Raw genomic sequence first — 24,419 nt, forward strand, 5'->3', positions numbered from 1 at the left:
TCTTGCTCGCATCAACCGAGATTGCTTCGTCACTTCGTTCCTCGCAATGACACCTCAGCAGCCACCATCAGGGATTTCATCTCGCGCACCGCGTTCTCCCAGCCCACGAACAGGGCATGGGCGACGATGGCATGGCCGATGTTGAGTTCGCCCATCCCGGGCAGGGCGGCAATCGGCTGCACGTTGTGGTAATGCAGGCCGTGTCCGGCATTGACGCGCAGGCCGATGGACTGGCCATAAGCCACCGCATCGGCGATGCGCGCGAATTCCTGCTGCTGCCCGGCATGATCCGGGGCATCGGCATAATGGCCGGTATGGATCTCCACCACTGGCGCGCCGGCAGCTATTGCGGCATCGAGCTGCTTGCGGTCGGCGTCGATAAAAAGCGACACACGAATCCCTGCCGCGCCCAGTGCGGCACAAGCCTCACGCACCTTGTCGAATTGGCCAGCCACATCCAGGCCGCCCTCGGTAGTCAGCTCCTCGCGTTTCTCAGGCACCAGGCACACGTCCTGCGGACGCACGCGCAGCGCGATCTGCACCATCTCGCCGGTCACCGCCATTTCCAGATTCATGCGCGTCTGCAACGTCTGGCGCAGGATTTCCACGTCCGCATCCTGAATATGGCGGCGGTCCTCGCGCAGGTGCAGGGTGATCACGTCCGCCCCGGCGGATTCGGCCATCAGCGCCGCCTGCACCGGGCTGGGATAAAGCGTACCGCGCGCCTGGCGCAGGGTGGCCACGTGGTCGATATTGACACCGAGCTGAATCATATTTTTTGCAAATCCTTGAGTAATTGTCGCGTATGCAGCGTCTGGTCGCCCAGGTAGTGGTTGAGCAGGGAGCGCATCAGCGCCTTGCCCTGCTGCAGCGTGAGCGGATCGCTGTAATCGTCGGCCGCCAGATCGAGTAGCGTTTTGCCGCGCAATTCTACACCGTTTTGCCCTGCCGATTGCCGCACCGGGCCGCGCTCGATCACGTAGCGATACGCTTCTTCCGCCGCCACGGGCAGCTCCGTCCCGGCCTCGCGATCGAGCGTCAGCGCATACCCCAGCTCCTGCAGCAGGCGCTTCTCGAAGCAGCGCAGAATGGCCTCGTAATCCGTGCGCCGCGCCAGATCCTGCAAAGTCTGCTGGTAATAAAGGAAAAGCTGCTCGTGCGGGTCATCGCGCTGCAGCAGCTTGAGCAGCAATTCATTCAGATAAAAACCGCACATCAGCGCCATGCCTTGCAGCAGCGGCTGCCCGCCCTGCCACTCGGCGCTGTGCAACGTGCGCAGCTCGTTCTTGCCAAACCAGTTCAGTTGCAGCGGCTGAAAGGAAAGCAGCAAACCGCGAACTGCCGATTTTGGCCGCCGCGCCCCGCGCGCCACAAGCGGCAGGCGGCCGTGGTTCTGGCTGAACACCTCGACAATCAGGCTGGTCTCACGATATGGATAGGTATGCAGGACATACGCAGGCTGGTCTTCCAGACGGGTTTTATTCGCGTTCACCATCATTCAATTTGGCTCAAAGGCGGTCGAGCGGGCGTTCCACGCCACGACCGCCACAATGAAGGACGTGAGTATAAATCAAAGAATTACCGGCAAGATCAGACATTAACTTATAAAATATTCGAATTCGACACACTGGAGCGCCCCCTTGTTTGATCGATTATTTAAATTAATCAGCGGGAATGACACGGGCAACAAGCACCGGGCGGGTAATCAAACACCTCCCTCCGGCCAGCAGGATGCCGCATTTCAACAGCTCAATCAACTCGCTCCCATCGCCGGCCCCGGCATCATTCCGGCATCTGCAACGAACGAAGACGCCGGACCCGCCGGCGGAGAAACCGCCAAATCCTTTGTTTGCCGTGAAGCCGTGCTCAATCACGAACAGCGCGTTGCAGGCTATGAATTCCGGCTGAACAAAGCCAAGCGCGACCGGATTCGCCATTCAGCCGATACCATTCACCGCCTTTATGATGAGGTGCTGATCCGCAATGTACTGAGGATGAACATTGAACGCTTGCTTGGGCATCGCATGGCCTTCATTCCGCTATCTGTCTATTCCCTGGACAACGCGCTGATTGAACAGTTGCCTGCATCCAACACTGTGCTGGTGCTCGAATGTTCTGAAGACTGGGGCACTGATAGTGACTATTCCCTTCTGCCGAGGTTGCAGGATCTTCGGACCCTGGGATTCCGGATTGGCCTGGCGAATTATCGTGAAAGGCCAGAAATGCAGCCTTTTCTGGACCTTGCCGAATACATGCTGATTGACGTTTCAGACCGGCCGCTGCCCGACATTACCACCGAGATCAACGCGATCAGCCGCAACGCCTTCTCCAAGAAACTGGTGGCACAGGATATCGAATCGCTGGAAATGTTGCAGGTATGCAAGAAGCTGCCGTTTTCCTTTTTCCAGGGCTCGTTTGTAACAAGCAGGGAAAAGTGGGACAAGCCCCGCGCGGACACCGGCAGGCTGAAAGTGCTGGAGATCATGAACCTGGTCCGGCGCAATGCCGAAACCACCGAAATTGCGGCTTTGTTCAGACAGGACCCCGTTTTATCCTACAAGATATTGCGCTACATCAACTCCCCTGCGGGCGGGTTGTCAAAACCGGCTTCCACGCTTGAGCATGCGCTGCTGATTCTTGGCCAGCAACAACTTTACCGCTGGCTAACATTATTGCTGTTTGTCAGCGGCAATGTGGAAGAACTGGATGCAGCGCTGATGGAAAATGCCCTGGTTCGGGCGCGCCTGACAGAATTGCTGGGCACGGAAAAAATGGGGGTCATGCAGAAAGACGATCTTTTCGTGACTGGCATGTTTTCCCTGCTGGACGTGCTGTTGCGTGTACCGATGGGTCAAGCCCTGGAGAATCTGAAATTGCCAGAGCCGGTGACGCAGGCCCTGATCGCTCATGAGGGGCCATTCGCCCCTTATCTGGAGCTGGCGACGGCCTGTGAGGAATTTGACGCAAAAAAGATCGCCCAACTAGCCAGGCTGCTAAATCTGGATGTGGACCGGGTGAACATCAACCACATTGACGCGCTAGTCTGGGTGCAAAATCTGGATGCGGGGCCTGCCTGACGCGGCCCGCTTTCCAGCACTGCATCACATCCCGTTTTTCTTCAGCCACGCCTGCATGCGCTTCCACCCATCTTCCGCCACGTCCTTGCGATAGCTGGGCCGGTAATCGGCGTGGAAGGCATGGGGCGCATCGGCATAGACATGGATCTCGGATTTGCCACCGGCCTTCTTGATGGCTGCACGCATGGCTTCCACGTCATCCAGCGGAATGCCCTGGTCCTGCCCGCCATACAGCCCCAGTACGGGCGCTTTCAGCTGCGCAGCCTGATCAAGCGGATACTGCGGCGTGCGCTCGCTCACCTCGCCGTCAATCCGGCCATACCACGCCACCGCCGCCTTGAGGCGCGGGTTATGGGCTGCGTATAGCCAGGTGATGCGGCCACCCCAGCAGAATCCGGTGATCGCCATACGCGACACATCGCCGCCATGGGCCCGGGCCCAGGACTCGCAGGCATCCAGATCAGTCATGACCTGAGCATCCGGCGTTCTGGATACGATGTTGTCGATAATCTCCTGGATGCTGCTGATTTTGCGCGGGTCGCCCTGGCGCGCAAACAGTTCAGGTGCGATGGCCAGATAACCGAGCCGGGCCAGGCGCCGGCAGACATCGGCAATATGTTCGTGCACCCCGAAAATCTCGGAAATCACCAGGATCACCGGGAAATTGGCGCCCGTGGCCGGTTGCGCGCGATAGGCCACCATTTCGCCATCGCTGACCGGCACCTTGATTTCACCCGCAAGCAGACCTTCGGCGCTGGTCTTGATCACGGTACCAGCCATCACCGGCTGGGTTGCGAGGGCAAACCCCGCGCCCAGCATGGTGATGACAAAAGCACGGCGGTTAAAGGGAATGCCGGGAACCAGGCTGTCGAATTCAGGGTTGCTGGAACGGGTTGCAGTTTTACTCATTTTCTTGCTCCTAAAAAATAAGGGCTTAGCCGCGCAGCCTGACCTCATGCTCCAGGTTGACCCGGCCATCTTCCTCCAGCACGCCGATGGTCGTGCCTTCGGTGTTGGATACAACGGGAATCGGTAGTTTGAGACCGGCACGGCGAATAAAGCGCAGTTCCCAGCCAAAATTTTCGATCCGGCGCAACGCCATCACCTGCAACTCATTCAATGTCTCATGCAGGTTGCCCGGGATCGGAGTTGAAGCGCCACGGTTTTCTCCATCCATCTTTTTTCCTTTTTTGTAGTGATGACACCATAAAACCCGTGTTACCGCTCAGTCACCCAGATTGGTGCCCACGCGGCGCGCGCTTTCCACCCACGGATGATCGGGTGGCACGGTTTTGACCTTTCCCGCCACATCCTCGAGTTTGACTGCCCGGGTTCCATCTCCCCTGGCGGCCACCATGACGCCGTAGTGCCCCTGATTGATCAGGTCGGCGCAGGCGGTACCCAGGCGCGTTGCCAGCAGGCGGTCCGCCGCGGAGGGAATACCGCCGCGCTGCAAATGCCCGAGGATGGTGACGCGCGCCTCCAGGCCGGTGAGCTGCTCGAGTTTTTTCGCCAGGCGCAGGGTGTGGTCGGCATACTGGATTTCCGTAACATGCGCGGGAGGCGTGACAGCCCCTTTCTTGCCGCCCCTAGTTTTTATTTTCTTCTCCTGCGCCGCCAGCATCGCGACATGGTCCTGTACCGAAACCGCCCCTTCCGCCACCGCCACGATGCTGAACGGCTTGCCGTTGCGGCTGCGCTCGCGGATCGCCTCGGCCACGCTTTCCACCGTGTAGGGAATTTCGGGGATCAGGATCACATCGGCACCGCCGGCGATACCCGCCCCCAGCGCCAGCCAGCCGGCGCGATGGCCCATGATTTCCACCACGATGATGCGGTGGTGGCTGTGGGCCGTGCTGTGCAGCCGATCCATGGCCTCGGTGGCGATGCCCAGCGCGGTGTCGAAACCGAAAGTGGTGTCGGTCATGGCGACGTCGTTGTCGATGGTCTTGGGCAGGGTGATGACATTCAGCCCTTTTTTCTTGAGGCGCAGGGCATTTTTCTGCGTGCCGCCGCCGCCCAGGCAGACCAGCGCGTCGAGATGGTTGTCATGGTAATTGCCGACGATGACATCGGTCATGTCCAGCACCTTGCCCCCCACCGGCATGCGGTGCGGCTTGTCCCGGCTGGTGCCCAGGATCGTGCCGCCGGTGGTGAGAATGCCCGACAGCTGGCCGCCGTCCAGGCGCGTGGTGCGGTTTTCCATCAAGCCGCGAAAACCGTCGCGAAAACCGATGATGTGCATGCCGTAATGACCGATACAGGCCTTGCCCACACCACGAATGGCCGCATTCAGCCCGGGGCTGTCACCCCCTGAGGTGAGGATTCCGATGTACTTGGTCATTTTTCTTCTCCCTTGAAATATTCGCTCCATTGTCCGCAATGTAGCTGAGCGCTGCAAGCGCGATCCGGCCAGGGCTCCCGGCTTATTTCATCAGGTCGACGGCGATTCCCCTGGCCCTCAGGCTATCGGCACGCTGATCGATATAGCGCTGGAATTCCGGATATTCCCGATATGCCCCGCTACCTGCGTAATCCAGCGCCGACTGGACGTGAAAAGCCTTGAGCATGGCTTCAGCGCGAAACACTTCCTTGCCTGAAGCGTCAAAAAACACCATGCTGGGGGCATAGTTGATATCGAGTTGCCGCGCCCATTCGCGCGCGCTGGTTTGCCGCCCGTCCGGCGTTGTCAGCGGTGCGTCGCTCCACATGTCAAGCTGCGCGATTTGCAGGGCATCCAGCAGGGGACGGCTTTCCTTGCGTTTAAGGATATCCAGGTGAAGCTCGTCGCAAGCCGGGCAGGTTTTCTGCTCGAACAACACCAGCAGCGGTTTTTTCGAGCGCTTCAGGGCGGCATCGAAGGCCAGTGGGGGCTTGATGAACCGCGCACTGGCATGCAGCTTTCCGCTAGCGGACTGGGCGGACTGGGCGGCAAAATAATCCCGGAACGAGCCTCCGCCCTCCTTTCCCTGACCGGCATAGTCCAGTGCCGCAGAGAAGCGGTGCGGGGCATAGTAGCCATTGATGCGCAATATCGCCTCGCCCTTTTCGTTCAGGGCCAGCAGGGTCGGGGTGAACATCACCCGCAGCTGCCGGGCGAATTCCTTTTCTGTCACGGTCTTGCCATCCAGCCCGGTCACCTCGCGGTCGCCCCACAGGTTGAGCGCGATCACGTCGAAATACTGGCGCGTCTTGTCCGCGATGGCGCGCTGGCCGAAATTGTCCTGCAGGAGTTTTTTGCAGTAGGGGCAGCCATCCTGGTAGAAATACAGCAAAACCCGGCGTTTATTGCCCGCGGCCTCGCGCACGTCATCGCGCAGATCCAGAAAGGAACTCCGGAACCAGGCGGGATGCTCCTCGTAGCCGGGATTGACCATGCCGGCTTCAAGCGCGCCTTCCTGCGAGGCCTGCGCCGGAGAAAGGAACAGCCACACTGAGCAGGCGAGGAGGAAAAAGCGCAGTGCGTGGCTCATGGCCGGTCTCCCATTACGTCTCAACAACCCGGCCAACTGGGCTTTACGCCTTGTTTTGCAAGCCGCGCGCCAGATCTGCCTTGATGTCCGCAACCGACTCCAACCCCACCGCCACACGCAGCAGTCCGTCGCCAATTCCGGCAGCAGCTCGCGCTTCGGCCGTGACCCGGCTGTGGGTGGTTGAGGCCGGATGGGTAATGGTGGTTTTGGTATCGCCCAGGTTGGCGGTAATCGAAACCATGCGCGTTGCATCCACCAGGCGCCAGGCCTCATCCTTGCCGCCCTTGACGTCGAATGCCACGATGCCGCCGCCGGTTTTCTGCTGCTTCATCGCCAGCGCGTGCTGGGGGTGTGAAGGCAGCCCGGGATAGTAAACACGTTCCACCCAGGACTGGCCTTCCAGCCACTGCGCCAGTTCCAGCGCATTGCGCGAATGCGCGTCCATGCGGATCTTCAGGGTTTCCAGCCCCTTCAGGATCACCCAGGCATTGAAGGCCGAGAGCGTTGGCCCCGCTGTTCTCAAAAAGCCGTACACCCCTTCCATGAGCTGCTTGCTGCCCAGCACCGCGCCGCCCAGCACCCGCCCCTGCCCGTCAAGATACTTGGTGGCGGAGTGGATCACGATATCCGCCCCCAGATCGAGCGGGCGCTGCAGCATCGGGGTACAGAAGCAGTTGTCCACCGCCAGCCAGGCACCGGCCTTGTGCGCGATGGCGGCCAGCTCGGCGATGTCGCACACCTCGGTGAGCGGGTTGGATGGCGTCTCGACGAAAAAGAGCTTGGTATTGGGTTGCACGGCCTGTTCCCAGGCAGCGGGCTCGGCCAGCGGCACGAAAGTGGTTTCCACCCCGAAGCGCTTGAGGATATTGCCGAACAACTGCACCGTGGTGCCGAAAATGCTGCGTGAGGCGACGATGTGATCGCCGGCCGAAAGCAGGCCCATCACGCAAGCCAGAATGGCGGACATGCCGCTGGAAGTGGCAACACAGAATTCCGCGCCCTCCAGTGCTGACAGCCGGTCCTGCAGCATGCTAACGGTGGGATTGGTGAAGCGCGAGTAAATATTTCCCGGCTCCTGCCCGCCAAAGCGGGCTGCGGCCTGCGCTGCATTCTCGAACACGAAGCTGGAGGTGAGGAACATGGCCTCGGAATGCTCGTTGAACTGGCTGCGCTGGGTCCCGGCCCGGATGGCCAGGGTTTCAAGATCAAAATCGTCGTTCATTGGTATTTCTCCCCGTAAATTTAGATTGAGATGATAACTTGAATCCGGCCATTAAGAATGGTCGCAAGCACGATCAGCGTTTGAGTCCGATCATCAGCACTCCTGCCAGAACTAGTAGTGAACCCGCAATTTGCGATGCAGAGATCGCCTCGCCGAGAAATACATAGGCAAGGAAAATAGTCGAAACTGGCCCGATAGCCCCCACCATTGAAGCATGCCCCGAGCCTATCCTGCGTATCCCGGCCGAGAGCAGGAATACCGGTAGCACGGTGGAAAAAATTGCCATTGCAAAACTTAGCGCATAAACCCGGTCCGTTTGTCTCAATGCGGCCATTGGATGCGTCAGCACAAACTGGATCAGCACAGCCACACAAGCCACGATCATGGCATACGCCGTGAATCGCAACGCCCCGATACGTGCAATTGCCCGCCCCGCCCCGACCAGGTAGATCGAGTAGGTGAGCGTGCTGGCGAAGACCAGCCCGACACCCAGTGCCAGCCCATCCTGGCCGGGATGGACATCCTGCATAACCACCAGCGCGATGCCAGCGTAACTCAACACCAGCGCCATCAGGGTGGATCGCTCGATTGGCTTTCTGATCAGCAGCGACGAGAGCACGATAACCATAGTTGGATAAAGAAACAGGATCAGGCGCTCCAGACCGGCAGAAATATATTGCAAGCCGGAAAAATCCAGCAGGCTGGACAGGTAATAACCGATCAGGCCCAGCCCGAGCACTGCCAGCCAGTCGCGCCGGTGCAAGGCTGCACCGCGCTGCGAGAATTGCCCCCAGATCGCCACCGCAAGAAAGAATGGAATGGAGAACACCATTCGCAGCGCCAACAGGGTCACCGGATCAACAGAGTCGATGTAAGCCAACTTGACCAGAATTGCCTTGGCCGAGAAACCGATTGCCGCAAGCATGGCGAAACTCATGCCGATTGCGACGTTGTGCTGGATATCAGCGCTACCTGCCGTATTGTTTGCCACAGAACCCCCTTTGTTGAAGCGGGTCTTAGGGCAAACTATAAAGCAATCGCGGTTGGACCCGCGCTTGCTTGTATGAATTCAGTTTAGTTCGAAAGAAAGCCGCGGCATGGAAAATGAACCCATAGCCACAGTCGCATGGAGGCGAAAAACGCGGGGAAGAGTTGGATACGTACTTTCATGGCAATAACTATATGCGAGGCGATATGCCGACGTCAACACCCGACAATCATTCGCGTGGGGATTAATCATCCTCTTCATTCAGATTCAAATCAAGCTGGCGGCTGGCCAGCCCGGCACCCGGCGCCTTGGGCCTGCCGCGTGCGGCCTCGATCTCGGCAAGGTATTCCGGCGTAATATCGCCGGTAATATATTCACCATTGAAACATGAAGTGTCGAAGCGGGTAATGGCTTCACGTGCAGCACGCACACCCTCGACCAGCGCCTCGAGATCCTGATAGATCACCGCATCGGCGCCGATTTCCTGTGCTATTTCCTCATCCGTGCGGCCTGTGGCCAGTAATTCGACACGTGTCGGCATATCGATGCCATAAACATTCGGGAAGCGCACTGGCGGTGCGGCAGAAGCAAAATAGACCTTGTTCGCACCGGCATCGCGGGCCATCTGCACGATCTGCTTGCTGGTAGTGCCGCGCACGATGGAATCATCCACCAGCAGCACGTTCTTGCCTTGAAATTCGATGCCGATGGCGTTGAGCTTCTGGCGCACCGATTTCTTGCGCAGCGACTGGCCGGGCATGATGAAGGTGCGTCCGATATAGCGATTCTTGATGAACCCCTCGCGGTAAGGCACATTCAGGTGATTCGCAAGTTGCAGGGCGCTGGGGCGGCTGGTATCGGGAATCGGGATAACCACGTCGATATCCAGATCACCATACTGATTCCTGATTTTATCCGCCAGGCTGACGCCCATGCGCAGCCGGGTTTCATACACTGAAATGCCGTCAATGACAGAGTCTGGGCGAGCCAGATAGACATACTCGAAAATGCAGGGGTTAAGCGTACTGGTTTCAGCGCACTGCTGGCTGTGGAAGTTGCCGCTCTCGTCAATCAGGACCGCTTCGCCAGGGTCTATGTCGCGAATCAGCTTGTAGCCCAGCACATCCAGTGCAACACTTTCGGAGGCCACCAGGTATTCCGGACCATTTTCAGTTTCGGCACGGCCCACCACCAGCGGACGGATTCCATGGGGATCACGGAAGGCTACCAGACCATAGCCGGAAATCATTGCCACCACGGCATAAGCGCCACGGCAGCGGCGATGCACCCCGGCCACCGCCTTGAAAATGGCTTTGGAGTCAAGATGGTCATTATGGGTGCAGGCTTGCAATTCATGTGCCAGCACATTGAGCAATACTTCCGAATCCGAAGTGGTATTGATATGGCGCAGATCGAGCCGGTACAAATCCTGACGCAACTGGTCTGCATTGGTCAGATTGCCATTGTGGGCCAGCACGATACCAAAGGGGGAATTGACGTAGAAGGGCTGGGCTTCGGCAGACGAGAAGGCATCGCCAGCGGTGGGATAGCGCACGTGGGCAATTCCCATGTTTCCCAGCAGGGAGCGCATGTTGCGGGTACGAAAGACATCCGCAACCAAACCATTGGATTTATGCATGTGAAAGGTGCTGCCATCGCTGGTCACGATGCCTGCAGCATCCTGCCCTCGATGCTGCAATACCAGCAAGCCATCGTAAAGCAGCTGGTTGACCGCGGTTTTAGCGACTATGCCGAGAATTCCACACATGGTTTAGAGCCTATTTCAGATAGTTATTCGTAACTGAGCCGTTTGGCAAAATCATCCGGCAACCAGACCCGGGCTTTCATTGTCAGCGCTTCCAGCGGCGCGCTGAACATTGCATCGCGCCAGAATTGCTGCCGTGGCAAGGTTGTCAGTCCGGACAGCAACACCAGTACCATCACGATCAGCAGGCCTCGTGAAAAGCCAAAGATAGCGCCGAGTCCGCGATCAAATGTACCCAGCCCCACCGTCTTGACCAGTTCCGACAATGCGATGGAGAACAAGCTCATCAACAGCAAAATAGTCAGAAACAGGATGACAAATGCTGCCAGCAGTTTCAGCGGTTCCCCCGGGATGGCCTCCGGCAATTGCGCCGCCAGCCACACGCCATAAGTATTGGCCACCAGAAAAGCCACTACCCAGGAAGCCAGTGCAAGAATTTCACGTACTGCACCGCGCATCACGCTGAGCAGGATGGAAAGCCCGACAATCAGTAATACCGTGTAATCAAAAACCGTCATTCGTCTTGGATGTCAGGCTGAAAACATTATTTTTTCTCAGCCACCATGCCATCCTGGATGCCTGCCGACTTGAGCTTGGCCAGCGCATGCTCCGCATCCTGGCGGCTGGAATAGGGTCCGGCACGAATAGCCATTTTTTCGCCCGCGGGGGATTTGATTTTTTCCACGTAATATTTGACGCCCAGTTCTTTCAGTTTGGCCTGTCGCTGCCGGGCATTGGCTTCACCCAGAAAGGCGCCAAGCAATACCACATAACTGGTGCCGGCATGTTGTGGCTCAACCGCTTTGGCTACGGGCTTGGCTTCCCTGGGCTTTTCAGCCGGTGGCCTGGGAGATTCAGCAGGCTTTTCCACCTTTACGGAAGGCGCCGCTTTCGGCTTGGGTTCAGGTACTTTTTCTGCCACAGCGGCAGGCTTTTCCGGTTCGGCAACGGAAAGCGGCGCAGACGGCAAAATCACCGGTTCAGGGGCTGCCTTGAATGAGTCCGCAACGCCTTGCGGGGATGGAATGCTGATGGCGATATCCTGCCCCACGGGTTTGGGTTCGTCATCCAGCACCATGGGCAACAGCGTGACCATCAGGACCACCAGCGTGATCGCACCGATCAGGCGGCGTCGTGCGCGTTTGCGGAGTTGAATTTCTTCAACAGTTGGGGAAGGCTGGTTTGCCATTCAGTCTAAGCGCTCGTTCATGAATAGATGGGCGTACGTTGCTGCATGATTTCGGCCACGGTATGGAAGGAACCGAAGGCCACGATTCTATCACTTCCACCCGCGATTTGGCAGGCATGGCGATAAGCAGCAGCGATATCCGGGAACACTTCATGGGCAAGATCAGCCACATGAGCCGCCAATGCCGCCGCAGGCATCCCTCGTGGATGTTCAATCCCGGACACCAGCCACAGATCGACCACGCCCTTCAAGGCGGCGACCACCCCGCTGACATCCTTGTCCGCCAGCATGGCAAACACCGCGATGGTCCTGCCGCCCTCCCCCATCTGGCGCAAATTGGCCGCCAGCGCCCGCGCCGCATGCGGGTTATGGGCCACATCGAGGATTACCTTGGGTTTTCCGGGCAGCACCTGGAAGCGCCCTGGAACAGTAGCCTCCAGCAGGCCACGACGAATATCTTCTGGCGTCACGGGCAGACGCTCGCTGAGCGCCTCCAGGGCCGCGAGACAGGCGCTCGCATTGTCCAGCTGGTAATCCCCGCGCAAAGCCGGAAAAGGGAGGCTCAGGTGCCAGCCGCCATGGCTCGCAAACTGCCACTGCGAAGCCTCTTGCTGCGCAACGAAATCCTTGCCAGCGAGTTTCAGACGGGCGCCGATTTGCGCTGCATGATCCAGCAAGCGGCGCGGCGGGCTGGCATCAGCACACACGGCAGGAGTGTTCGCCCTGAAAATGCCGGCCTTCTCCCAGCCGATGGATTCGCGGTCATCGCCAAGATAATCCATGTGATCGAGATCCACGCTGGTCACAATGGCGCAGTCGGCATCGAAGGCGTTTACCGCATCGAGACGTCCGCCCAGGCCCACTTCCAGGATGGCCACCTCAACCTGTTGCTGCTGAAACAGCCACAAGGCGGCCAGCGTACCAAATTCGAAATAACTCAGCGATATATCGCCGCGCGCGGCTTCCACCGCGACAAAGGCATCGCATAACGCCTGGCCGGATGCTTCCTGCATGGCGATACGGACACGTTCGTTGTAGCGCAGCAGATGAGGAGAAGTATAGAGACCGGTCTTGTAGCCTGCTGCGGACAGAATGGCCTCCAGCATGGCGCAGGTAGAGCCTTTGCCATTGGTGCCGCCCACGGTGATGAGGGGAAAGGAAGGCCTGAGTTGCAGCCGTGCCTTGACCTGACTGACCCGCTCCAGCCCAAGCTCAATGGTTTTCGGGTGCAATTGCTCAAGATGGGCCAGCCAGCCCGATAGCGTGGTATGTGGGCTGGACACTGGGGGCTGAGGCATACCTACGGGCGTAGTTAACATGACCTCAGTCCTGAGAGGCTCAGGCTGCTGCGGGCATCCGCGACATCATGGTCAACAGGCTGGCGAGCCGGTCGCGCATCTGGCGGCGGTCGATAATCAGGTCCACAGCGCCATGTTCAACCAGGAATTCGGCACGCTGAAAGCCATCCGGCAAAGTTTCGCGTACCGTTTGCTCGATCACGCGTGGTCCGGCAAAGCCGATCAGTGCATTGGGTTCTGCCACGATGACGTCGCCAAGCATGGCAAAACTGGCGGAAACGCCGCCCATGGTAGGGTCAGTAAGCACCGAGATGAACGGCAGGCCGGCATCACCCAGCTTTGCCAGCGCGGCACTGGTTTTGGCCATCTGCATCAGGGACAGCAAACCTTCCTGCATGCGCGCTCCGCCGCTGGCGGAAAAGCACACGAATGGCACGTGCTTTTCCAGGCAGACATCCACACCGCGCACGAAACGCTCCCCCACCACCGAGCCCATGGACCCGCCCATGAATTTGAACTCAAAAGCGGCTGCCACCAGATTGACGCCCTTAACGCTGCCCTGCATCACCACCAGCGCATCCGTCTCGCCGGTATCCCGCTTCGCATCCACAAGGCGCTCGACATAGCGTTTACTATCCTTGAACTTAAGGCTATCGACCGGCGTCACGCTGGCACCGATTTCCTGGCGACCCTCGGCGTCAAGCAGAAAGTGCAGGCGGGTGCGGGCAGAAATACGGTAGTGATGGCTGCATTTCGGGCACACCTCGAGATTTTTTTCAAGATCGGTGCGGTAGAGCACCGATTCACAGGTAGGACACTTGCTCCACAGCCCTTCGGGCACTGATTTTTTGGTGTCGCTATCGATCTTGCGCTTGATTTTGGGGGGAAGAAGTTTCTGAAACCAGCTCATGTTTTATCCTTGAATTAGCGGTCAGCAGTCAGCCATCAGCAGTCAGTAAATGTGCGGCAAAGCCGCTTCCCAATTGCTGACTGCTGACAGCTGGTGGCTGTTTACTTAATTATCCATGGCAGTACGAATACCCTTGACCAGGGTATATACATTTTGCGCCACGGCATCTGCCTCTGAATTTTCTATTTCCTGCACAATACGGCTGCCGATCACCACCGCATCGGCAAACCGGGCCACCGCCCGGGCCGTTTCGCCATCGCGGATGCCGAAGCCGACACCCACCGGCAGGCTGGCGGCAGCTTGGATGACAGGAATCTTCCGGCTGACTTCCTCCAAGTCCAGATTCGCCGAACCCGTCACGCCCTTGAGGGAAACGTAGTAAATAAACCCTCGCGCCAGCTTCGCCACCTGGGCAAAACGCTTGTCCGGCGTGGTGGGCGAAAGCAGAAAAATCATGTCGATGTCGCGCTGCTGCAAGGCCGCGGCAAGACCGGCGCACTCTTCCGGCGGATAATCCACTGTCAGCACGCCGTCCACTCCCGCGCTCCCTGCTGCCTGGGCAAACTGCTCGTAGCCCATGGCCTCGATAGGATTGGCATAGCCCATCAGCACCACCGGGGTGGACGGGTTGGTCTTGCGGAACTCCGCCACCATCCCCAGCACATCCCGGAGTCCAACCCCATGCTTCAGGGCACGTTCGCTGGCGCGCTGAATAGTGGGACCGTCCGCCATGGGGTCGGAAAATGGCACGCCCAGTTCGAGGATATCCGCCCCCGCTTCGACCAGCTTGTGCATCAGCGGCACGGTCTGGTCGGGAGAAGGGTCGCCGGCAGTGATGAAGGGGATCAGGGCTTTTTTACCCTGAGCACGAAGATTCTTGAAGGTGGTTTCAATGCGTGACATGGAAATTCCGTAATTAAAACTTGATACCCGACAGCTCGGCCACCGTGTTCATATCCTTGTCTCCGCGGCCAGACAGGTTGACCAGCAGCACTTTGTCCCTGGACAGCGTCGGCGCCAGTTTGGCGGCATAGGCCAGGGCATGGCTCGATTCCAGCGCCGGGATGATACCTTCGAAGCGGCACAGGTCATGGAACGCCTGCAATGCCTCGGCATCGGTTACCGCCACGTATTCGGCGCGACCGCTGTCCTTGAGCCAGCAGTGTTCCGGCCCCACGCCGGGGTAATCGAGGCCGGCGGAAATAGAATGGGTTTCGATGATCTGGCCGTTGGGGTCCTGCATCAGATACTGGCGCGCGCCGTGCAGCACGCCGACGCCGCCGGCATTGAGCGGCGCCGCGTGCTTGCCGCTTTCCAGCCCCAGGCCGGCGGCCTCGACGCCGATCAGCTTGACGCCCTCCACCGGGATGTAGGGGTAGAAGATGCCGATGGCGTTGGAACCGCCGCCCACGCAGGCGATCACCGCATCCGGCTGGCGGCCGGTCATTTCCGGCATCTGCACCTTGGCTTCCTCGCCGATCACGCACTGGAAATCGCGCACCAGCATGGGATAGGGGTGCGGACCCGCCGCCGTGCCCAGAATGTAGAAGGTGCTTTCGACATTGGTGACCCAGTCGCGCATGGCCTCGTTGAGGGCATCCTTGAGGGTTTTCGAGCCGGATTCCACCGGCACCACCGTGGCGCCCAGCAGTTTCATGCGATAGACGTTGGGCGCCTGGCGCTTGACGTCCTCGCTGCCCATGTAGACCACGCATTCCAGGCCATAGCGTGCCGCCACGGTGGCGGAGGCCACACCGTGCTGGCCGGCGCCGGTCTCGGCGATGACGCGCTTCTTGCCCATGCGCCGCGCCAGCAAGGCCTGGCCGATGGTGTTGTTGATCTTGTGGGCGCCGGTGTGATTGAGGTCTTCGCGCTTGAGATAGATCTGCGCCCCGCCGAGATGTTCCGACCAGCGGCTGGCGTGGTAAATGGGGCTGGGGCGGCCGACATAGTGCTTGAGCTCGCGCACGAATTCGTCCTGGAATTCCGGATCCTTGCGGCATTGCTCGTAGGCAATGCGCAACTCGTCCAGCGCCTCGATCAGGGTTTCGGCAACAAAAATGCCGCCATATGGGCCGAAATGGCCGTGTTCGTCCGGCAGATCATACATTTGCACTACACATTCTCCTTGCGCACTTCCCGCATGAACGCGGCAATCCTGGCCGCATCCTTTATGCCCTTGCTTGCTTCGACGCCGCTCGACACGTCCACCGCCCAGGGTTTGACCTGCTCGATGGCGGCCCTGACATTGGCCGGGTCCAGGCCGCCGGAAAGGATCACCGGCAGCGGCAAACCTTCCGGAATCAGGCCCCAGTCAAACGATTGTCCGGTCCCGCCGGCCTGGCCTGCGACAAAGGCATCCAGCAGCAGCCCCTTGGCGCCACGGAAACGAATTGCGTATTGTAGCAAATCCACCCCGGGTTTGACGCGCACCGCCTTGAGATAAGGCACACCGAAACTGGCGCAGAATTCAGGTGCCTCATCGCCATGAAATTGCAACATATCCAGGCGCAATGCCCGCAGCACCAATTCGACTTCGGCAACATCCGGGTTGACGAACAGACCCACGGCTGTCACAAACGGCGGCAAAGCAGCCGCAATGGCAACAGCCTGTGCAGGCGAAACGTGGCGCGGGCTGGGTGGATAAAAGACCAGGCCGATCGCATCGGCACCATGCTGTGCCGCTGCCATGCCATCTTCAATTCGGGTAATGCCACAGATTTTAGAGCGGGTCATGACCTTGCTTAGGGATATCGGTTCCGGGTGGATATTCTAATCCAAAACTCAGCATCCGGCCCGCACCCGGCAAATTCCATATCGGGTCATATTCGGCCCCGGCAAAATAGAGTCCATCCGGTGAAAAGGTGGGGGCAGCGCGGGTTCGATCGGCGTGTTGCAACAACTCGGCAATCCACTCAGGGGGGTATTTTCCCTTGCCCACATACACCAGACAGCCCACGATATTGCGCACCATGTGGTGCAAAAAACCATTGGCGGCGAGATCAAAAATCAGGGTATCCCCTTGCCGCTCCAGAGTGAGGCTGCGCAAATGCCTCACGGGTGATTTTGCCTGGCAAGAGGATGCGCGGAAGGCAGAAAAATCATGCTCACCCTGCAGGTAACTCGCGCCCTTGCGCATCAACTCAAGATCAAGCGGCGCATGAAACCAGCCCATTTTTCCAGCGAAAAGTCCCGGACGCACCGGATGATTAAGCAACAGATATCGATAGCGACGCCCCTGAGCTGAAAACCGGGCATGAAAATCATCCGCCACCTGACGCGCCCACAGGATGCTGACTCCGTCTGGCAAAAGCGCATTACAACCGCGCACCCAGGCCGATTCGGGGCGCACGACGGCCGTTTCGAAATGCACGACCTGCGCAAGCGCATGCACGCCTGTGTCAGTTCTCCCAGCGGCATGCACACGAACTGGTTCTCCAGCAATCCCTGCCAGGGCATGTTCCAGCGCATCCTGTATGCCACAGCGTGAAGGCTGGCTCTGCCAGCCGCAGAAACCGCTACCATCGTATTCGAGGCCAAGCGCGATTCTTACCACCAGATCAGCCCGAGAAACAAAACCGCAACAGCAAGGATAGCCGCATCGGGCCAGTCAAAAGCGGGCAGTTCCAGGGTGATCTCCGTGGCAACGTGCGGCACAGGGTCGAGTGTCGCACGCAGATCACTCCACCAACCCTGAACATTGCGCCGTGGCTGCTGTTCAGCGTACTGAAGTGTGAGCCAGAGACGCACTGCAACACGATCTGCATCGAGCCCCACCGCCCTGAACGGTCGCATCAACACATAAAGCCCGCTTAAAAGAGAATCCCGTGGGCAGGATCGCAACAGCCACCCAAGAGCGAGCAACAGCAGCAGTAAGCGCCACGCTTGCAATCCGCCTCCTTGCAGGCCCTGGAGTGATGGACTGAACGTACCCAGCGCAGGAAACAAAGCATCTCCTGGAGTAGCAAACGCATAGATCAGCAGCAGAGACAGCAGCAGCCAGCGGGCACGGCGCACCATGTGAAATATGCCTACAGGGCGAGCTGCCAGTAACAGCGTGGCAGCCGCCACGGAAATCAGCGCAAGAAATTCAAGTCCAAGACCCTGGACGGCTATTGCGAATCCAAGCCATAGCAGGATTTTGGTAGCAGGATGGAATTGAATAAAAATCTCGCTCAAGAAAATGAAAAGCCCTCCACGAAACCACCGTGGAGGGCTTTCTACAGAGATCAGCTTCAGAATGAGGCCAGTAACTGGTTCGCATCAGCCTGCTGCTGGGTGTTACCTTCTTTCAATACTTCTTCCAGAATTTCCTTCGCCCCTTCCTTGTCGCCCATTTCCACATAGGCGCGTGCGAGATCAAGTTTGGTAGCCACCTCCCCACCCGCGCCTTCGCCCGCCGCAGCCTCGGCCACTACCTCGGTAGACGGCAATTCATCGAGGTCAAGACTGATTCCGGACAGATCCAGCTCAGGAAGTGCTGGTGCGGCGCGCCCTTCTTCTACCGCTAGCGTTTCCTTCTCGGCTTCCAGGTCGAAATTGAAATCCAGGTGGGTTTCTTCCTCTGGCAAAGGCGTAGAGCCAATATCGATGGACTCTTCCTCCTCCTCGGGCAGGGCAGGCTCTTCCGCCACAGAGACTGGTTCAGCATCAGGCAAATCGAAAGAGAAATCGGGAGCATCATCGTCAACGGTCGCTACAGAAACTTCAGCTGCCGCGGCTGGCTCCATCAACTCATCCAGTTCACCTTCCAGACCAGCGGCCTCTGTCTCGGTTGCCATCCCTTCAGGTTCGACAGCTTCACTTGCGGGCTGAGGCGAAGTCAGATCTCCCAGATCGAATTCGAGCGTTTGATCCATCTCATTCGAGGGAATATCTTCTGAAGGCTCAATGGATTCAACAGGCTTTTCGGCGAAGGCGTCCAGATCAAATTCAAGCACACCCGAATCTTCTTCTGCCTGTTCCTGCGCTTCAATCAAGCCCTCTGTGGCTGCAAACGCATCAGGCAGCAACCCTGATTCTGACTCTGTCTCGCCTGCCACGCTGAACTCAAGATCCGCCGGCGAATCTTCAGCAGGCACATCTTCTTCTATCAGGCCCTGCGTAGGCTCATTCAGGTCAACACCATCGAACATCGCAGCAGCAGCCACAGGTGCAACGACTGCCGCACCTGCCAAGATTTCTTTTGCTGTCCCGCCCTCATTCGCACCATAAAGCGGGTTATTTGGATCAAGCGCGCGCCCCATCTCGGTTGCCCTGTCCCACAGCGGATTGGCCTGGCCACCAATTGCGGCATACAACTCACCGGCAAGTGTTTCAAAAGCAATAAGATTTTTCCGCGCAGCGTATATTTCCAGCAGCTTGAGCTGAATTTCGTGACGGCCTGGGTCTTTAGCCATCGCCTCTTTCAGGATTTCCTCGGCTTGGGCATCGCGACCATAAGCCATGTAAACTTCAGCCTCGGCTATCGGGTCGACATCGTTGGTATCGATTGTACCCAGACCGGCCTGACTGAAATCCGTGAGGAAAGAAGTGTCGCCGGTATCCACCACGCCGCCTGCAGTCTCACCAAAAACAGTGTTGGCCTTGAGATCGCCGCCGGTGAGGATGCTGTCCTCAAAGCTGGACAGGCTCTTCCTGCGCCGCCTGTTGATGGCGATCAGCGCTCCGCCACCGAGCAGGGCCAGTGCGCCTGCGGCACCCGCCATATACAGGGAATCACCAGTCAAGCTATCCAGCATGCTGACTTCTTCCACTGGCTCAGGTTTGGCGGGTTCGACTGCAGGCTTCTTGACCACCTGCACTTCGGCCTCGGGCTTGGCCTTTTCCACCGCAACAGCCACTTGCTCAACCGGTTTGACTGAAGCTTCTGGCGGTTTTTCAGCAGGCTTGGGTTCAGGCTTGGCTTCTGCCCGTGTTTGCAGATCAGCCAGGTTTTTGTTCTTCAGCTCGATGAGCTGCTGCATTTCCTTGACGCTTTTTTCGAGCGTGGCGATGCGCTCATTTGCTTCCTTGAGCGATTTTTCACGTGCGATCGATTCTTCTTGCAACGACTGAACCCGGCTTTGCAGCACCTGGGCATCCTTGCCGCTCACCGCCTCACCCTTGGTAACTTTCAGCACATCCTTGCCAGATGCAGGAGGCGGGGCTGCCTTATCTTCAACCGCAGAAGTGATTTTGCCCTCGGCCATCCGCTTGGATTGATCACCTTTGGGCGCTGGCGCTTCATCCACGGCAGTTGCAAGCTTCTGACGGTAGGCATTCCAGTCTGCCGTATGCGCCTTCAATTCACGGCTGGCATCGGTATGACTCACGGATGCCAGATTCTGCTCGTCTGGAACGCGCAGAATCTGGCCGGTTTTAAGGCGGTGCATATTCTTGCCGGAAAATGCCTGAGTGTTTGCCTGGTACAGAGCCACCAGCATCTGCTCGAGGTTATACCCCTCAGGCTTCAACTGGGTGGCGATCGCAGTCAGCGTCTCACCTTTTCTCACCGGACCGTAGCTACCGTCCTCAACTGCAATTCGCTGGGGTTCGGCTGATTTGCTTGTGGACTTGCTCACCTTGGCAGGCTTGTCAGCATTGCCTTTGGCGCCCGCAGCGGGAATGGAATCACCGCCCTGCGGGGCCGGCGATGCTGCATATTTAACCGCAGGAGCGGCAACAGAGTGCGCGGCCTGGGGTACGGAAAAACCGGGAGGATCGAGCAGTACGGTATATTCCCGCAGCAAGCGGCCAGCCGCCCAGTTCAATTCAACCAGCATATCCAGAAAGGGTTCGTTGACCGGTTGCGTGGTAACAAGCCTGATGACCGGCGCGCCATCTGCTTTCTGCTCAACACTGAACTTGATATCCAGCAAGGAAACTCTACGTTCAATACGAGCTTCACTAAAGGCCTCTGCCGAAGCCAGCCGGGCCGCAACAGAGCCCAGTTCGTCCTTCTGTACCGAGAGCAGTTCGATTTCTGCCCGCAAAGGCTGCCCCAGACCAGAAGAGATGGTCAATCTCCCCAATCCAGCCGCATCCGCAGTCATCGGCGACAGAGCCAACAAGCCCGCATATATCCACGGTTTTAATTTGAATGTGCGCACCATGCCATCCCCAATTCTATAATTTTGGCTACGTTAATTAACTTAACATCATATAGTTAGGGATGCAAGCTAAACTTATATGTCAGATATAATCGATCTTTTACAAGCAAATCAATAGATTACATTAACAGCAAAAAAGTTTTACAAAAAAGCCCACTGTTTCTGTGGGCTTTTCTTGTACAGGCCTGAAATGTGTCTCAAGCCTCAATCAGGATGCGCAGCATGCGGCGCAACGGCTCGGCAGCGCCCCACAGCAACTGGTCGCCCACGGTAAAGGCAGACAGATACTGCGGTCCCATGTTGAGCTTGCGCATGCGGCCTACCGGCACGGTCAGTGTGCCGGTGACAGCGGCCGGGGTCAATTGCTCCATGGTGATCTGGCGGTCATTGGGCACCACCTTCACCCAGTCGTTGTGCGCGGCGATGATGCCGTGGATCTCGTCGAGCGGCACGTCTTTCGTCATCTTGATGGTCAGCGCCTGGCTGTGGCAGCGCATCGCGCCGATGCGCACGCACAGGCCGTCGATCGGAATCTGGTTACCGGAGCGCCCGAGAATCTTGTTGCACTCGACCTGCGCCTTCCACTCTTCCTTGCTCTGACCGGATTCGAGCGCCACGTCGATCCACGGAATCAGTGAGCCGGCCAGCGGCACCGGCCACGCGTCAACGGGATAGCTATCGGAGCGGATGAAGTCGGCCACCTTGCGGTCGATCTCCAGAATGGCGGAAGCCGGATCGTCCAGCAGCGGCTTGACCTCGCCGTTGATCGCGCCCATCTGCTGGATCAGTTCGCGCATGTTGCGCGCACCGGCGCCTGAGGCTGCCTGATAGGTCATGGGGCTGATCCACTCGATCAGGCCCTTGTCAAACAGGCCGCCAATCGCCATCAGCATCAGGCTGACGGTGCAATTGCCGCCGACGTAGGTTTTGACGCCCTTGTTCAGCCCATCCTTGATCACGTTCTTGTTGACCGGGTCGAGAATGATGATTGCATCGTCCTTCATGCGCAGCGTGGAGGCTGCGTCGATCCAGTAGCCGTTCCAGCCGGCGGCGCGCAGGTCGCCGTACACTTCCTTGGTATAGTCGCCGCCCTGGCAGGAGATGATGGCGTCCATGGCCTTGAGCTCGTTGATGTCTTTCGCGTCCTTGAGCGGCAGCACCTCCTTGCCGATGTCAGGCCCCTTGCCACCGGGATTGGAAGTGGTGAAGAAAACCGGATCAATCACATCAAAATCCTTTTCTTCGCGCATGCGCTGCATCAGCACCGAACCCACCATGCCACGCCAGCCGACCAGACCTACTTTCATCATTTTCCTTTACCTCATTCCGTTAGAAGGTAAGGCGTGAAGCGTAAGGCATAAGGCGGATCCCCTTACCCCTCACCCCTCACCCCTCACAGATTTTTTACCACCGCATCGCCCATCGCGCTGCACGATGTTTTCAGCGTGCCTTCGGTATGGATATCCACCGTGCGGCAGCCCTGCGCCAGCACTTTTTTCACTGCGTTCTCAATCCGGGTCGCACCTTCCTCATTGTTGAAGGTATAGCGCAACATCATGGCCACAGAAAGAATGGTTGCCAGCGGATTGGCAATATCCTGACCGGCGATATCGGGGGCAGAGCCATGGCTGGGCTCGTACAGGCCCTTGTTGTTGGCATCGAGCGAAGCGGAAGGCAACATGCCGATTGAGCCGGTGAGCATGGAGGCTTCGTCCGACAGAATATCGCCAAAAATATTGCCGGTAATCATCACGTCGAACTGCTTGGGCGCACGCACCAGTTGCATCGCGGCATTGTCCACATACATGTGAGACAGCTCGACTTCCGGGTAATCCTTGTTCATTTCGGTCACAATTTCGCGCCACAGTTCGGTGGTTTCCAGCACATTGGCTTTATCCACGGAACACAGTTTTCGGCTGCGCTTCATGGCGATTTCGTAGCCCACCTTGGCAATACGGCGGATTTCCGATTCTGAGTAGCGCATAGTGTTGATACCCTCGCGCTCGCCATTTTCATTAAGCTGTATGCCGCGCGGCTGGCCGAAGTAGATATCACCTGTCAGTTCGCGCACGATCATGATGTCCAATCCGGATACCACTTCCGGTTTGAGCGTGGAGGCACTGGCCAGCTCGGGATAAAGCAGTGCCGGGCGCAAATTGGCAAACACGCCCATCCCCTTGCGGATACGCAACAGCCCTTGCTCCGGACGCATGGGGCGCGGAAGCGCATCATACTGCCAGCCACCCACCGCACCCAGCAATACAGCATCGGAATCCTGCGCCAGCTTCATGGTGGATTCAGGCAGGGGATCACCTGCCGCATCATAACCGGCACCACCAATGTGCGCCTGTTCCAGCTCGATTTTCATGCCGTCACTGGCCAGTGCTTTCAGAACCTTGACAGCCTGGGCAACGATTTCCGGCCCGATTCCGTCGCCGGGCAATACTGCGATTTTCATTTTGATAGCTTTCAGCAATCAGCCATCAGCGGTCAGTTTTCAAACGGGGCCTTTAAGCTGACCGCTGATAGCTGACCGCTGACCGCTAGTTAAACACCCACGGCTCCGACTGGCGGCGCCGCTCTTCATAAGCCTTGATCTTGTCCGCATGCTGCAGGCTCAGGCCGATATCATCCAGGCCATTCAGCAGGCAGTATTTGCGGAAACTGTCCACATCGAAACTGAACACCTGTCCGCCTGGAGTGGTGACAGTTTGCGCATCCAGATCGATACTGAGGCGGCATCCTGGCTGCGCAGCCACTTCCTTGAACAGCAGATCCACACACTCTGCATCCAGCACGATCGGCAGGATTCCATTCTTGAAACAGTTGTTGAAAAAAATATCCGCAAAGCTGGGCGCGATCACGGCACGAAAACCATAATCCAGCAGCGCCCAGGGCGCATGCTCGCGACTCGATCCACAGCCAAAGTTTTCCCGTGCAAGCAGAATCTGTGCTCCCTGATAGCGCGGCAGGTTAAGCACGAAATCCGGATTGAGCGGACGGCTGGAATTATCCATGCCCGGCTCACCATGATCGAGATAGCGCCACTCATCGAACAGATTAGGCCCGAAGCCGCTGCGCTTGATGGATTTCAGGAACTGCTTGGGGATAATGGCGTCAGTATCCACATTGGCGCGGTCCAGCGGCGCCACGAGGCCATTCAGGTGAGTAAATTTTTCCATTTTTGGCTTACTTTTTCTCTTCAGCAGTCTGTTCTATCTTTTCACCCACGATGGACATGTCCTTGCCTATCCCCTTCAGCACGGGGCTTTGCTTTTCTTCGCCTTTACGTTCGATCTTGTTACCCAGGTTGGCCGTACCCTTGCCCACGCCTTGAACCGTATTGCAGCCCGTCACAAGCAGCAGGCAGAATAGCGTTAAAAATATTTTCAGAATACGCATGATA

At 58.1% G+C, this 24,419-nt stretch carries 24 protein-coding genes; 1 reads left to right on the forward strand and 23 read right to left on the reverse strand.

Annotated features, from left to right (window positions below):
- Positions 1–29: 29 nt before the first annotated feature.
- On the reverse strand, positions 30–773 hold the full coding sequence (gene pdxJ / locus WC392_07245) for a pyridoxine 5'-phosphate synthase (GenBank protein ID MFA5242155.1): 744 nt from the start codon (positions 771–773) through the stop codon (positions 30–32).
- Positions 770–1,498, reverse strand: coding sequence for a DNA repair protein RecO (gene recO, locus WC392_07250; protein ID MFA5242156.1), 729 nt, complete (start codon positions 1,496–1,498; stop codon positions 770–772). The genes pdxJ and recO overlap by 4 nt, the downstream gene beginning before the upstream one ends.
- A 142-nt stretch (positions 1,499–1,640) precedes the next feature.
- Here recO and WC392_07255 point away from each other — a divergent pair, with 142 nt between their 5' ends.
- Positions 1,641–3,077, forward strand: a complete 1,437-nt coding sequence (locus WC392_07255) for an HDOD domain-containing protein (GenBank protein ID MFA5242157.1) — start codon at positions 1,641–1,643, stop codon at positions 3,075–3,077.
- A 24-nt stretch (positions 3,078–3,101) separates the two neighbouring features.
- Here the strand turns inward: WC392_07255 and WC392_07260 are convergent, their stop codons facing one another.
- The 21 genes from WC392_07260 to WC392_07360 form a co-directional block, all read right to left on the reverse strand.
- The gene (locus WC392_07260) at positions 3,102–3,986 is read right to left on the reverse strand and encodes a dienelactone hydrolase family protein (GenBank protein ID MFA5242158.1); all 885 of its coding nucleotides are present in this window, start codon (positions 3,984–3,986) and stop codon (positions 3,102–3,104) included.
- A gap of 25 nt (positions 3,987–4,011) precedes the next feature.
- Positions 4,012–4,254, reverse strand: coding sequence for a hypothetical protein (locus WC392_07265; protein ID MFA5242159.1), 243 nt, complete (start codon positions 4,252–4,254; stop codon positions 4,012–4,014).
- A 48-nt stretch (positions 4,255–4,302) separates the two neighbouring features.
- Positions 4,303–5,421 carry an ATP-dependent 6-phosphofructokinase gene (locus WC392_07270; protein MFA5242160.1) on the reverse strand — a complete coding sequence of 373 codons (1,119 nt, stop codon included), beginning with the start codon at positions 5,419–5,421 and terminating at the stop codon, positions 4,303–4,305.
- 82 nt (positions 5,422–5,503) lie between these two features.
- Positions 5,504–6,550: a thioredoxin fold domain-containing protein gene (locus WC392_07275; protein MFA5242161.1), complete on the reverse strand. Its 1,047-nt coding sequence runs from the start codon at positions 6,548–6,550 to the stop codon at positions 5,504–5,506.
- A gap of 43 nt (positions 6,551–6,593) precedes the next feature.
- The gene (locus tag WC392_07280) at positions 6,594–7,772 is read right to left on the reverse strand and encodes an O-succinylhomoserine sulfhydrylase (GenBank protein ID MFA5242162.1); all 1,179 of its coding nucleotides are present in this window, start codon (positions 7,770–7,772) and stop codon (positions 6,594–6,596) included.
- 73 nt (positions 7,773–7,845) lie between these two features.
- A complete protein-coding gene (locus WC392_07285) occupies positions 7,846–8,709 on the reverse strand; it encodes a DMT family transporter (protein ID MFA5242163.1) in 864 nt (287 codons plus the stop codon).
- A gap of 295 nt (positions 8,710–9,004) precedes the next feature.
- Positions 9,005–10,528, reverse strand: a complete 1,524-nt coding sequence (purF, locus tag WC392_07290; protein MFA5242164.1) for an amidophosphoribosyltransferase — start codon at positions 10,526–10,528, stop codon at positions 9,005–9,007.
- Between the two features lie 23 nt (positions 10,529–10,551).
- Positions 10,552–11,043, reverse strand: coding sequence for a CvpA family protein (locus WC392_07295; GenBank protein ID MFA5242165.1), 492 nt, complete (start codon positions 11,041–11,043; stop codon positions 10,552–10,554).
- 26 nt (positions 11,044–11,069) lie between these two features.
- Entirely contained in the window at positions 11,070–11,714 is a 645-nt protein-coding gene (locus tag WC392_07300) for an SPOR domain-containing protein (protein MFA5242166.1), read from the reverse strand.
- Positions 11,715–11,731: 17 nt separating this feature from the next.
- The gene (gene folC, locus WC392_07305; GenBank protein MFA5242167.1) at positions 11,732–12,997 is read right to left on the reverse strand and encodes a bifunctional tetrahydrofolate synthase/dihydrofolate synthase; all 1,266 of its coding nucleotides are present in this window, start codon (positions 12,995–12,997) and stop codon (positions 11,732–11,734) included.
- A 55-nt stretch (positions 12,998–13,052) separates the two neighbouring features.
- Complete coding sequence (accD, locus tag WC392_07310) at positions 13,053–13,922, reverse strand: acetyl-CoA carboxylase, carboxyltransferase subunit beta (protein MFA5242168.1); 870 nt, start codon at positions 13,920–13,922, stop codon at positions 13,053–13,055.
- A 105-nt stretch (positions 13,923–14,027) separates the two neighbouring features.
- Positions 14,028–14,825, reverse strand: coding sequence for a tryptophan synthase subunit alpha (trpA, locus tag WC392_07315; GenBank protein ID MFA5242169.1), 798 nt, complete (start codon positions 14,823–14,825; stop codon positions 14,028–14,030).
- A gap of 13 nt (positions 14,826–14,838) precedes the next feature.
- Positions 14,839–16,038, reverse strand: a complete 1,200-nt coding sequence (gene trpB, locus WC392_07320; protein ID MFA5242170.1) for a tryptophan synthase subunit beta — start codon at positions 16,036–16,038, stop codon at positions 14,839–14,841.
- Positions 16,038–16,658 carry a phosphoribosylanthranilate isomerase gene (locus tag WC392_07325; GenBank protein ID MFA5242171.1) on the reverse strand — a complete coding sequence of 207 codons (621 nt, stop codon included), beginning with the start codon at positions 16,656–16,658 and terminating at the stop codon, positions 16,038–16,040. Before WC392_07325 ends, trpB begins: the two co-directional genes overlap by 1 nt.
- Entirely contained in the window at positions 16,645–17,478 is an 834-nt protein-coding gene (truA, locus tag WC392_07330) for a tRNA pseudouridine(38-40) synthase TruA (protein ID MFA5242172.1), read from the reverse strand. The genes WC392_07325 and truA overlap by 14 nt, the downstream gene beginning before the upstream one ends.
- The gene (locus tag WC392_07335) at positions 17,472–18,101 is read right to left on the reverse strand and encodes a hypothetical protein (protein ID MFA5242173.1); all 630 of its coding nucleotides are present in this window, start codon (positions 18,099–18,101) and stop codon (positions 17,472–17,474) included. The genes truA and WC392_07335 overlap by 7 nt, the downstream gene beginning before the upstream one ends.
- A gap of 56 nt (positions 18,102–18,157) precedes the next feature.
- The gene (locus WC392_07340; protein MFA5242174.1) at positions 18,158–20,926 is read right to left on the reverse strand and encodes a FimV/HubP family polar landmark protein; all 2,769 of its coding nucleotides are present in this window, start codon (positions 20,924–20,926) and stop codon (positions 18,158–18,160) included.
- Positions 20,927–21,210: 284 nt separating this feature from the next.
- Positions 21,211–22,323, reverse strand: coding sequence for an aspartate-semialdehyde dehydrogenase (gene asd / locus WC392_07345; GenBank protein ID MFA5242175.1), 1,113 nt, complete (start codon positions 22,321–22,323; stop codon positions 21,211–21,213).
- 83 nt (positions 22,324–22,406) lie between these two features.
- Entirely contained in the window at positions 22,407–23,471 is a 1,065-nt protein-coding gene (gene leuB / locus WC392_07350; protein ID MFA5242176.1) for a 3-isopropylmalate dehydrogenase, read from the reverse strand.
- 85 nt (positions 23,472–23,556) lie between these two features.
- Positions 23,557–24,195 (reverse strand): 3-isopropylmalate dehydratase small subunit, encoded by a 639-nt coding sequence (gene leuD, locus WC392_07355; GenBank protein ID MFA5242177.1) that lies wholly within the window; start codon positions 24,193–24,195, stop codon positions 23,557–23,559.
- Between the two features lie 7 nt (positions 24,196–24,202).
- Positions 24,203–24,415: a hypothetical protein gene (locus WC392_07360; GenBank protein MFA5242178.1), complete on the reverse strand. Its 213-nt coding sequence runs from the start codon at positions 24,413–24,415 to the stop codon at positions 24,203–24,205.
- Positions 24,416–24,419: the final 4 nt, after the last annotated feature.

Source organism: Sulfuricella sp. (genome assembly GCA_041651995.1).
Lineage (GTDB): Bacteria > Pseudomonadota > Gammaproteobacteria > Burkholderiales > Sulfuricellaceae > Sulfurimicrobium.